Here is an 11,966-nt window from a genome sequence, read left to right as displayed (position 1 = left end):
TCGGCAAATGGGCAATATAGTGCGCACTGTGAGGACGACCTCACGACGCTGCGCGTGATCGTATCGGGGACGGCCCCATCATTAATAGATGGAGACACACCATGTCCTGGATCATCCTGTTCTTCGCCGGCCTGTTCGAAGTCGGCTGGGCTGTCGGCCTCAAGTACACCGACGGCTTTACCCGCCCCCTGCCCACCGTGCTGACCGTCGGCGCCATGGTCATCAGCCTTGGCTTGCTGGGCCTGGCCATGAAAGAGCTGCCGCTGGGTACCGCCTACGCCATCTGGACCGGCGTGGGCGCCGTGGGTACCGTCATTGCCGGGATCATCCTGTTCGGTGAATCCATGGCGCTGATCCGCCTGGCCAGTGTTGCCCTGATCATCACCGGCCTGGTTGGCCTGAAGGTCAGCGCCAGCTGACCTTGCGCCTTATCCCTTCCTAACGCACATCGCCGCGCAGCAGGCTCACCTGCTCGCGCAGCGCTTCGGGCTGCGCCGCTTCCACCGGGATGGCGGCGCCTGCCACGAGGGTCACCCGCGACCACAGGCGCTTGAAGAAGCCCTTGTTCGGGTCGCGACTGAAGAAACTGCCCCACAGCCCCTGCAATGCCAGCGGTATCACCGGCACTGGCGTTTCCGAAAGGATCCGGCTGACCCCACCCTTGAACACATCGATCTCGCCGTCGGCACTGAGCTTGCCCTCGGGGAAGATGCACACCAGCTCGCCCTCGGCCAGGTACTGCTTGATGCGGGCGAAGGCACGTTCATAAATCACTTCGTCCTCGCCGCGCCCGGCGATGGGGATGGTGCCAGCGGTGCGGAAGATGAAGTTGAGCACCGGCAGGTTGTAGATCTTGTAGTACATGACGAAGCGGATCGGCCGGCGAATGGCGCCGCCGATCAGCAACGCATCGACGAACGACACGTGGTTGCACACCAGCAACGCCGCACCTTCATCGGGAATACGCTCAAGCTCGCGGTGCTGCACCCGGTACATCGAGTGGCTGAGCAGCCAGATCAGGAAGCGCATGGTGAATTCCGGCACGATGCGGAAGATGTAGGCATTGACCGCAATGTTGAGCAGCGACACCACCAGGAACAGCTGCGGGATGCTCAGCTTGGCCAGGCTCAACAGGACGATGGTGACGATCGCCGACACCACCATGAACAGCGCATTGAGGATGTTGTTGGCGGCGATCACCCGGGCCCGCTCGCCTTCGGCGGTACGCGCCTGGATCAAGGCGTACAGCGGCACGATATAGAAGCCGCCGAAGATGCCCAGGCCGACGATCGAGGCCATGATCCACCAGGCCTGGCTCATGCCCAGCAAGTCCAGCCAACTGTGCGGCGCCGCGCCTGCCGGCACATCGCCCGAATGCCACCACCAGAGCAGGCCGAACAAGGTCAGGCCGAACGAGCCGAACGGCACCAGGCCGATCTCCACCTTGCGCCCGCTCAGGCGTTCGCACAGCAGCGAGCCCACCGCGATGCCCACCGAGAACAGGGTCAGCACCAGGGTCACCACGGTCTCGTCGCCGTGCAGCCAGTCCTTGGCGTAAGCCGGGATCTGCGTGAGGTAGATGGCGCCGACGAACCAGAACCACGAATTGCCGACGATCGAGCGCGACACCGCCGGGGTCTGCCCCAGGCCCAGGCGCAGGGTGGCCCAGGACTGCTTGAAGATGTTCCAGTCGAGTTTCATTTCCGGTGCCGCTGCCGCCGCCCGCGGGATCCAGCGGCTGGCCAGGTAGCCGAGCACGGCAGTGCCGACCACCCCGCCGGCCACCACCGTGGCGTAGCTGGAAGCCGACATCATCACCCCGGCGCCGATGGTGCCGGCGAGGATCGCCAGGAAGGTGCCCATCTCCACCAGGCCGTTGCCGCCCACCAGTTCTTCTTCACGCAGGGCCTGGGGCAGGATCGAGTACTTCACCGGGCCGAACAGCGCCGAGTGGGTGCCCATGGCGAACAGCGTCAGCAGCATGAGCTCCAGATGGCTGGTGATGAAACCGATGGCACCGACAGCCATGATCACGATTTCGGCCAGCTTGATCGCGCGGATCAGCCGGTCCTTGGCGAACTTCTCGCCGAACTGCCCGGCCAGCGCCGAGAACAGGAAAAACGGCAGGATGAACAGCAAGGCGCAGAGGTTGACCCAGATCGAGCGGTCGCCTTCCAGGCTCAGCTTGTAGAGGATCGCCAGGATCAACGACTGCTTGAACAGGTTGTCGTTGAACGCGCCCAGCGACTGGGTAATGAAGAACGGCAAAAAGCGCCGCTTGCCGAGCAGGGTGAATTGCGAGGGGTGACTCATCGTCCGTGTACCTGATTGGGCTTTGTCATTGGAGGCACGTTCAGCGCATAAAGCCACAAATCTGCACGGGAATGGACGATGAAGGCAAGCCCGTTGGCCGGCACGATGGAACGGCAACCGCGAAGCTGGCAGACTGCCGCCCCTCAGCAACACGGAAGGTGCGCGCCTTGGGGCCGAACTGAACAGGGATGAAGGCCAGCCATTGATTCACTTGAATACCCATAACGCCCGGCTCAAGCGCACGCTGCAGGCGGCCAGCCACGCCGCACGCACGGCCACGACCAAGCAGCAACTGCTGGTCGCCGTGGACGCCATGGCCGCCTTTTACGGCAACATGCAGTTCGACAACCGCTTGCCCTGGCTGATTGCCCTGCTCTGTGGGCCTCTGGCGATTGCCAGCATCGCAGGCTACCTGCAGGCCTACGAGCCGCTGCTGGCGCCGCTGGCCAATCTGCTGGGCCAGAGCCTGCCGCAGCTTGCATCCAACCTCACGCTCGGCCTGCTCGGCGCCGCTGCGATCAGCCTGATCGTCCTTTACCAGCGCAGGAAGCTCATCCCCAACCTCGCCCACGACCTGGCCGAGCGCTCCAGCCTGATCACCGCCGGCCTGCAGGAAATCCCGGTGACTGACAGCCAGTTGCTCGAGGGCCTGCAAACCGAGTTTCGCGACTATGTGCGCGGCAACCACAAACGCTTCCTGCGCCGCGCCGTGCAGGGCCACTATCAAGGCCGGCTGCACAGCTTCGACTACCGCTGGTACCACCTGCATTACGTGGACAAGCAGACCCACCAGGAAACCGAGTCCGATGGCAAAGGCGGCACTACCTCGAAAACCGTGACCTCCTATCAGGAATACGATCGCTACAGCCTGGTGATCGACTTCCCTTGGGTGCAGGGCATCGCCCTGGGCGGCGGTAGCGGAGGCCGCTCATCCATGGTCGACATGGAGTACCCCTTCAAGACCGCATCGAGCGACTTCGACAGCGCCTTCAGCCTCACCGGCAGCTCGGCCATGGCCTGCGCCCGCTTCGCCAAGCCGGTGACGGTGCTGCACCTGCTCGACCTGCATCGCCAACTCGATAAGCCCAACCTGGAGTTTTCGCGGCACGGGCACCTGTGCCTGAGCAGCAACGACAATCCGCTCGCTTTCAAGCTCACTTGCGAGCTGACCCGCGCGAGCGATTTCCGCTTGCTGATCGACCACGGCGTGCACCTGCCACAGCTCAGCGCCCTGCTCGACGCCGTTCACACCCTGGCCGAGCAGCACGACGACAACTTCACTGTGCCTACCCCGGCACAGCTACAGACGGAGCACTGACATGGACCTTTTCGCCCTTATCCTGCTGGCCGTGCTGATCGGCGTGCCGCTGATCGTCATCAGCCTGTACAACGGCATCGTCGGCAACCATAACCGGGTCAAACGCGCCTGGGCCGATGTGCTGACCTATGAAAGGCAGAAGACCAAGGTGCTCGATGCACTGCAAGAGCAGGCCGGCCTGTACCGCGACCATGAACAAGGCGTGCTGGCCGGGATCACCCGCCTGCGCAGCGCCATTGCCGAGCTACCTGTCGAGGCGGACGGCAAGACCCTGGCCAAGGCCGAGGACGCCACCCGCTCGCTGCTCGGCGGGCTGCGCGTGGCCTTCGAGGCCTACCCCGAGCTCAAGGCCTCGGAGCTGATGAACAACCTCATGCGTGAAATCGCCGAGCAGCAACAGAACGTCGGCGCGGCCATCGTGATCTTCAACGGCGAAGTGGAGCGCTTCAACAACGCCATCCAGATGTTCCCAGGCTCCTTGGTCAACAGCGTGATGAACAAGCATGCGGCCGTCACCCCGTTCACCGATATCCAGGCCGCCAGCGCCTTCGACTACACACCCAACCTGTAAGGCCGGTCAGCGCTGGGCAATGCACGGCGACACGAACAGCTCGCCGCGCCACGCCCCGCGCAAGGTGCGGCTGGCCACCAGGGCCCAGAGCATGGCCAGCGCAACCACCAGCACCTGACCGAACACGCTGAAGAAGCCGAGCTGCAGCCAGGCCGCCAGTTTCAGAGTGGCCAGGCAGTACACCCCCAGTGGGAAGGTGAAGCCCCACCAGCCCAGGTTGAACGGCATGCCCTGGCGCATGTAGCGCAGGGTGATCAGCACCGCCGTCAGCAACCACCACAAGCCCGCGCCCCACAACACGATGCCGGCCACCAGGCCCAGGCCACGGGCCACCTCACCCAGGCTGCCCAGGCCATTGGCGGCGAACACCGCCGGTGCGTCGCCACCGAGCACCAGCATGCCCAGCGCACCGGTGCCGATCGGGCCCAGGGCCAGCCAGCTGGAGGCCGCCATGTTGGCCGGCGGCAGTTTGTGCAAGGCCATGCGCAGCATGAGGATGGTGAGGATGCTGAACGCCACCGGCAGCGACACCGCCCACATCACGTAGCTGGTGATGACCACCAGGAACTGTGCGTGAGCGTCCGCCAGGTGCGGCGCCAGCAGCCCGCCGCTGGCGGCGGCGACTTCGGCAGCCACCACCGGCAGCAGCCACACCGCGGTCATCTGGTCGATGCTGTGCTCCTGGCGGGTGAACATCAGGTAGGGAATGGCTACCCCGCACAGCAGCGCCAGGCCCACATCCAACCACCACAGGCCCTCGACCCAAGGCACCACCGCCTCGCCCCAGCGCGCCAGGCCGAACACCAGCGCGCCATTGAGGATGGTGGCCAGCCCCATGGGGATGGTGCCGAAGAACATCGACACGGTGGAGTGGGCGAAAATCCGCCGGGCCTCGTCGAAGAACAGCACCCAGCGGGCGCCATACAAGACACAGAACAAGACGAACAGGCCAATGGTCAGCCACCACAGCCCTTCGGCCAGGCTGTCCAGCAGCGGGATGTGCAACTGGTGAAAGGCCAGTGCCAGCACGCCGGTACCCATGGTCGCGGCGAACCAGTTGGGGGTGAACTGGCGGATCACCTCGCGGGGATGGGCCAATTGGCTGAACGGGCGCCATGAAGGTGCGCGGGTCTGGGTGCATGGCATGGGCTGTCTCCTGGCCTTGTGTAAGGTGAATTCATCTTATGCCTTTGAAGAATATCTATATAACGGGTAATTTCTCTATCTGTTATCGATTTTAAAGATATAGCCCATGGCATGCCGCCTGGCATATGCTTGGCCGCTAACAAAGACAAGGATCCGTCGATGCTGCGCGCCCTTAAAAGCTACCCTGCCGCCGTCCGCCTGCTGCTGTTCACCACCTTCACCCTGACCACGGCCCGGGCGATCACCCTGCCCTATCTGGTGGTTTACCTGTCCGCGCACATGGCCCTGTCGATCGGCCAGACGGGCCTGCTGGTCGGTGGCGCGATGTTCCTGGCATCGTTGCTGAGCCTGTATGGCGGGCACCTGGTCGACACGCTGCGCAGCCACACGCTGATCGTGGCGAGCGCGCTGGTGTTCGCCCTGGCCATCGCGGGGATGGTGGCCAGTACCTCGGCAGTGCTGTTCTTCAGTTTCCTGGTGGTGGCCAACCTGGCCCAGACCGTGGTCGACATTGCCGCCAAGGCGGGGTTCTGCGCCTTGCTGCCCGAAGATCAGCGCGGCGAGGTATTCGCCATCAAGTACACCTTCAACAACATCGCCTGGGCCGCCGGGCCGATGCTCGGGGTGCTGCTGATCGAAGCCGACGACCACCTGCCGTTCCTGGTGTCGGCACTGATTGGCCTGGGCCTGAGCCTGGCTTATCACCGCCTGGGCGAACGCAGCCTGTCGAGCCAGGCTAAGGGCGCGCCGGCGGCAGGCTTCATCCAGGTCGCCCTGGGCATGCTGCGCGACCGGCGCTTGGTGTGCTTCACCCTGGGCGGCGTGCTCAGCGCCGTGGTGTTCGGGCAGTTCACCGCCTACCTGTCGCAATACCTGGTGGTGAGCATCCACGACCCCGCCGAAGTGGCGCGGCTGGTGGGCTACCTGGTGACCACCAACGCCCTCACGGTGATCGCCCTGCAGTACCTGATCGGCCGGCGCATGGCCCGCCAGCACCTGATGCCCTGGTTGATGGCCGGCATGGCCATGTTCGTCGCCGGGCTGCTGGGGTTTTCCCTGGCCGGCTCTGCAGTGGCCTGGTGCTTGGCCATGCTGGTGTTCACCTTGGGCGAAATCATCGTCATTCCCGCCGAATTCATGTTCATCGACCTGATCGCACCGGAACATCTGCGTGGGATCTATTACGGCGCGCAGAACCTCTCCAACTTGGGCGCGGGGCTGGGGCCGATGCTGGTGGGCCTGGCCCTGGGGTACATGGCGCCGGCGTCGGTGTTCTATCTGTTGATCGGGTCTGTGCTGCTGGCGGCGGTGTTCTACTGGTTGGGCACGCGCGGGGCCCAGCAGCTCTAGGCTACCTATCAGGGCCCTATCGCTGGCAAGCCAGCTCCCACAGGTTCCGCGCATTTCTTGGGGCAAGCACTGTACTTGTGGGAGCTGGCTTGCCAGCGAAGGGACCGCACAGGCTGACTGTACTGCCTGCGACGTCCTGCCACTGCGACCAACGTCGGCGCTGACTAACCCGCCCCTGCGTGCCAGACTGATTGATCGTGACCGCGTTTCATTTTTTTGCTCCGGAGTTTGCATGTCGTTGTCCAGCGGGCTGATCGCCGTGGTCGCCCTGGCCTATATGGCCATCATGTTCGCCATCGCCTTCTACGGCGACCGCCGCAGCACCCCGTTGCCGCCGAAGCTGCGTGCCTGGGTGTACAGCCTGTCGCTGGCGGTGTACTGCACCAGCTGGACCTTCTTCGGCGCGGTCGGCCAGGCCGCCGAGCAACTGTGGGCGTTCCTGCCGATCTACCTGGGCCCGGTGCTGCTGCTGATCTTCGCGCCCTGGGTGCTGCAGAAGATGGTGCTGATCAGCAAGCAGCAGAACATCACCTCAATCGCCGACTTCATCGCCGCCCGCTACGGCAAGTCGCAAACCCTCGCCGTGGTGGTGGCGCTGATCTGCCTGGTCGGGGTGCTGCCCTATATCGCCCTGCAGCTCAAGGGCATCGTGCTGGGGGTGAACCTGCTGATCGGCGCCAACGCCGACGCTACCGGCAGCCGGGTGCAGGACACCGCGCTGGTGGTGTCGCTGGTGCTGGCGCTGTTCGCCATCGTCTTCGGCACGCGCAGCCTGGACGTCACCGAGCACCACCGCGGCATGGTCCTGGCGATCGCCTTCGAGTCGCTGGTCAAGCTGCTGGCGTTCCTCGCCGTGGGCGCCTTCGTGGTGTTCAACCTGTACGACGGTTTCGACGACCTGTTCACCCAGGCGCGCCAGTCGGTGCACCTGGAAAGCTACTGGCAGGAGACCATCAACTGGCCGTCGATGGTGGTGCAGACCGCCGTGGCGATGATGGCGATCATCTGCCTGCCCCGGCAGTTCCACGTCACCGTGGTGGAGAATATCGAACCCCAGGACATGCGCCTGGCACGCTGGGTGTTCCCGCTGTACCTGGCCCTGGCCGCGCTGTTCGTCGTGCCCATCGCCCTGGCCGGGCAGATGCTGCTGCCGGGCACGGTGATCTCCGACTCGTTCGTGATCAGCCTGCCGTTGGCCGAAGCCCACCCGAGCCTGGCGCTGCTGGCCTTCATCGGCGGCGCCTCGGCGGCCACCGGCATGGTCATCGTCGAGGCCGTGGCGCTGTCGACCATGGTCTCCAACGACATGCTGCTGCCCTGGCTGCTGCGCCGCAACAACGCCGAGCGGCCGTTCGAAGCGTTCCGCCACTGGATGCTCTCGGTGCGCCGGGTGACCATCGTGGTGATCCTGCTACTGGCCTATGTGAGCTACCGCTTGCTCGGCTCCACCGCCAGCCTGGCGACCATCGGCCAGATCGCCTTCGCCGCCGTGACCCAGCTCACCCCGGCCATGCTCGGCGCGCTGTACTGGAAACAGGCCAACCGCCGCGGCGTGTTTGCAGGCCTGGCCGCCGGCATCTTCCTGTGGTTCTACACCCTGGTACTGCCAATCGCCGCCCACAGCCTGGGCTGGTCGCTGTCGCTGTTCCCGGGGCTGGCCTGGCTGCATGGCAACCCGCTGGACCTGCCGATCACCCCGCTCACCCAAGGCGTGGTGCTGTCGCTGGCGGGCAACTTCACCCTGTTCGCCTGGGTCTCGATCCTGTCGCGCACGCGGGTCTCGGAGCACTGGCAGGCCGGGCGCTTCATCGGCCAGCAGACCAGCGCCCGCCCCAGCAGCAAGCCGCTGCTGGCCGTGCAGATCGACGACCTGCTCAACCTGGCCGCGCGCTTCGTCGGCGAAGAGCGTGCCCGGCAGAGCTTCATCCGCTTCGCTTACCGCCAGGGCAAGGGCTTCAACCCCAACCAGAACGCCGACGGTGACTGGATCGAACACACCGAGCGCCTGCTCGCCGGGGTACTCGGCAGCTCTTCGACCCGCGCAGTGGTCAAGGCGGCCATCGAAGGCCGCGAGATGCAACTCGAGGACGTGGTGCGCATCGCCGACGAGGCCAGTGAGGTGCTGCAGTTCAACCGTGCGCTGTTGCAGGGCGCCATCGAGAACATCAACCAGGGCATCAGCGTGGTCGACCAGAACCTGCACCTGGTGGCCTGGAACCGGCGCTACCTGGAGCTGTTCAACTACCCTGACGGGCTGATCAGCGTCGGCCGGCCGATCGCCGACATCATCCGCTACAACGCCGAGCGTGGCCTGTGCGGCCCAGGCGAGGCGCAGGTCCATGTGGCCCGGCGCCTGCACTGGATGCGCCAGGGCCGCGCGCACTCCTCCGAGCGGCTGTTCCCCAATGGCCGGGTGATCGAGCTGATCGGCAACCCGATGCCCGGCGGTGGTTTCGTCATGAGCTTCACCGACATCACCCCGTTCCGCGAAGCCGAGCAGGCCCTGCGTGACGCCAACGAAGGCCTGGAGCAGCGGGTGGCCGAGCGCACCCACGAGCTGTCGCAGCTCAACCAGGCGCTCACCGAGGCCAAGAGCCGCGCCGAGGCCGTCAGCCAGTCCAAGACCCGCTTCCTCGCTGCCGTCAGCCACGACCTGATGCAGCCGCTGAATGCCGCACGGCTGTTCTCCGCCGCGCTGTCGCAGCAGGCCGAGGGCATGAACGACGAAGCCCGGCAACTGGTGCAGCACATGGACAGCTCGCTGCGCTCGGCTGAAGAGCTGATCAGCGACCTGCTGGACATCTCGCGCCTGGAAAACGGCAAGGTCACCCCCGACGTCAAAGCCTTTGCCCTCAACGAGCTGTTCGACACCCTCGGTGCCGAGTTCAAGCTGCTGGCCGCCGAAAAAGGCCTGGCGTTCCGCCTGCGCGGCAGCCGCCTGCGGGTGGAAAGCGACATGAAGCTGCTGCGCCGGGTGCTGCAGAACTTCCTCACCAACGCCCTGCGCTATGGCAAGGGCCCGATCCTGCTGGGCGTGCGACGCCAGGGCGAGCGCCTGTGGCTGGAGGTGTGGGACCGCGGCCCGGGCATCGCCGACGACAAGCTGGCGGTGATCTTCCAGGAATTCAAACGCCTGGACAGCCACCAGACCCGCGCCGAAAAAGGCCTGGGCCTGGGCCTGGCGATTGCCGATGGCTTGTGCCGGGTACTGGGCCATCGGCTGGAAGTCCGCTCCTGGCCGGGCAAGGGCAGCGTGTTCCGGGTCAGCGTGCCGATTGCCCGCAGCGCCGCACCGGCGACGCCGGCACCGATGGAGCAGCCAGGCCAACCACTGGCCGGGCTGCAGGTGCTGTGCGTGGACAACGAAGACAGCATCCTGATCGGCATGAACAGCCTGCTCAGCCGCTGGGGCTGCCAGGTGTGGACCGCCCGCAACCAGGCCGAATGCGAGGCGCTGCTGACCAAGGGACTGCGCCCGCACCTGGCGCTGGTGGACTACCACCTGGACGATGGCGAGACCGGCACCGGGCTGATGGGCTGGCTACGGGCGCGCCTGGGCGAGCCGGTACCGGGGGTGGTGATCAGTGCCGACGGGCGCAACGAGACCATCGCCATGGTCCATGCCGCCGGCCTGGACTACCTGGCAAAGCCGGTCAAGCCCGCAGCGCTGCGCGCCCTGCTCAATCGGCATCTGAGCCTGGTTCAGTAACGGCTTCGTCGCTTAAGGCGCGCTCGATCAATTCGGCCGGCAGGCTCTTGCTGGCCCGGGCGCCGAGCAGCTTGAGCTGCTCGCTGCGGCTGACCAGGTTGCCGCGCCCTTCGCAGAGCTTGTTGCGCGCTGCCGCGTAGGCCTTGTCGACCTGTTGCAGGCGGGCGCCGAGTTCGTCCAAGTCCTGGATGAACAACACGAACTTGTCGTACAGCCAGCCAGCGCGCTCGGCGATCTCGCGGGCGTTCTGGGTTTGCCGCTCTTGCTTCCACAGGCTGTCGATCACCCGCAGGGTGGCCAGCAGGGTGGTCGGGCTGACGATCACGATCTGCCGGTCGAAGGCTTCCTGGAACAGGTTCGGCTCAGCCTGCAGCGCCGCCGAGAACGCTGCCTCGATCGGCACGAACAGCAGCACGAAATCGAGGCTGTGCAGGCCATCGAGGCGGTTGTAATCCTTGCTCGACAGGCCTTTGACGTGGTTGCGCAGCGACAGCACATGCTGCTTGAGCGCGGCTTCGTCGTTGTTGCTGACGAACTGCTGGTAGGCGGTAAGGCTGACCTTGGCATCGACCACCACCTGCTTGTCGCCCGGCAGCATGATCAGCACGTCGGGCTGGAAACGCTCGCCATCGGCGCTCTTGAGGCTGACCTGGGTCTGGTATTCGCGGCCCTTTTCCAGGCCCGCGTGCTCCAGCACCCGCTCGAGGATCAGCTCACCCCAGTTGCCCTGGGTTTTCTGGCCCTTGAGCGCCTGGGTGAGGTTGGTGGCTTCGTCGGACAGGCGCAGGTTGAGCTGCTGCAGGCGCTCGAGTTCCTTGCCCAGCGAGAAACGCTCGCGGGCCTCCTGCTGATAACTTTCCTCGACGCGTTTTTCGAACGCCTGGATGCGTTCTTTGAGCGGGTCGAGCAACTGGCCCATTTGCTGTTGGCTGGTCTGGGCGAAGCGCTGCTCGCGCTCGTCGAAGATCTTCGTGGCCATTTCGGCGAACTGGGCGCGCAGGGTGTCACGCGCTTGCTGCAGGTCTTCCAGGCGCTGTTGGTGGCTTTCCTGCTGCTCACGCAATTCGGCCTCCAGGCGAGCCGCCTGCGCTTCAAAGCGGCGCAGCTCGGCTTCACGGTTGGCACGCTCCAGGCTCCAGGCGTGGGCGGCGTCGCGGGCATTGTCGCGGTCGATCTGCAAGAGCTCCAGCTCGCGCCCCAGGGCGGCCAACTGGGCCTGCTTGACGGTGTTGGCTTCGCTCAGATCGCTGATCTCGTCGCGGCCGGCGTCAAGCTGGGCCTGCAGGCCTTCGTGGGCCAGCTGGGCACTGCTCAGGCGCTCTTCGAGCAAGGCCCGTTCTGCGTCCCGGGCACCCTGGCGGCGCTGAACCTGCATGAGCCATCCCAGGCAGGGCAAGGCACCCGCCACCAACCCCAGCAGAATGCTGGCCAGATCCACTGCCATGGTTACCCCAAACGATCTTTTGCGAATGCTGCGCAGCTTATCAGCAGCTTGATCAGGTTGCCTGCGAGGCCTCATCGCGGAGCGAGCCTGTACTGATGTACCACACGACAGCTGT

8 protein-coding genes are annotated in these 11,966 nt (G+C 65.3%); 5 read left to right on the top strand and 3 right to left on the bottom strand.

Annotated elements, in window-relative coordinates:
- Positions 1–101 precede the first annotated feature (101 nt).
- Positions 102–419: a quaternary ammonium compound efflux SMR transporter SugE gene (gene sugE, locus EJA05_RS06935; RefSeq protein WP_023631604.1), complete on the top strand. Its 318-nt coding sequence runs from the start codon at positions 102–104 to the stop codon at positions 417–419.
- Positions 420–438: 19 nt separating this feature from the next.
- On the opposite strand, the gene EJA05_RS06930 is transcribed toward sugE, so the two are convergent.
- Positions 439–2,313, bottom strand: coding sequence for an MFS transporter (locus EJA05_RS06930; protein ID WP_125857748.1), 1,875 nt, complete (start codon positions 2,311–2,313; stop codon positions 439–441).
- A gap of 211 nt (positions 2,314–2,524) precedes the next feature.
- On the opposite strand from EJA05_RS06930, the gene EJA05_RS06925 reads away from it, so the two are divergent.
- Both EJA05_RS06925 and EJA05_RS06920 read left to right on the top strand, forming a co-directional pair.
- The gene (locus EJA05_RS06925; protein WP_125857747.1) at positions 2,525–3,631 is read left to right on the top strand and encodes a hypothetical protein; all 1,107 of its coding nucleotides are present in this window, start codon (positions 2,525–2,527) and stop codon (positions 3,629–3,631) included.
- A 1-nt stretch (position 3,632) separates the two neighbouring features.
- Complete coding sequence (locus EJA05_RS06920; protein ID WP_125857746.1) at positions 3,633–4,202, top strand: LemA family protein; 570 nt, start codon at positions 3,633–3,635, stop codon at positions 4,200–4,202.
- Positions 4,203–4,208: 6 nt separating this feature from the next.
- On the opposite strand, the gene EJA05_RS06915 is transcribed toward EJA05_RS06920, so the two are convergent.
- Positions 4,209–5,348, bottom strand: a complete 1,140-nt coding sequence (locus EJA05_RS06915; RefSeq protein WP_125857745.1) for a TDT family transporter — start codon at positions 5,346–5,348, stop codon at positions 4,209–4,211.
- A gap of 159 nt (positions 5,349–5,507) precedes the next feature.
- Here EJA05_RS06915 and EJA05_RS06910 point away from each other — a divergent pair, with 159 nt between their 5' ends.
- Together EJA05_RS06910 and EJA05_RS06905 are read left to right on the top strand one after the other, a co-directional pair.
- Entirely contained in the window at positions 5,508–6,698 is a 1,191-nt protein-coding gene (locus EJA05_RS06910) for an MFS transporter (protein ID WP_125857744.1), read from the top strand.
- Positions 6,699–6,930: 232 nt separating this feature from the next.
- Entirely contained in the window at positions 6,931–10,407 is a 3,477-nt protein-coding gene (locus tag EJA05_RS06905) for a hybrid sensor histidine kinase/response regulator (RefSeq protein ID WP_125463012.1), read from the top strand.
- Here EJA05_RS06905 and rmuC read toward each other — a convergent pair.
- A complete protein-coding gene (gene rmuC, locus EJA05_RS06900; protein ID WP_190306077.1) occupies positions 10,379–11,737 on the bottom strand; it encodes a DNA recombination protein RmuC in 1,359 nt (452 codons plus the stop codon). The genes EJA05_RS06905 and rmuC overlap by 29 nt on opposite strands.
- Positions 11,738–11,966 lie beyond the last annotated feature (229 nt).

It is taken from the genome of Pseudomonas oryziphila, assembly GCF_003940825.1.
Lineage (GTDB): Bacteria > Pseudomonadota > Gammaproteobacteria > Pseudomonadales > Pseudomonadaceae > Aquipseudomonas > Aquipseudomonas sichuanensis.
This window is presented reverse-complemented; position numbering and strand designations above follow the sequence as displayed.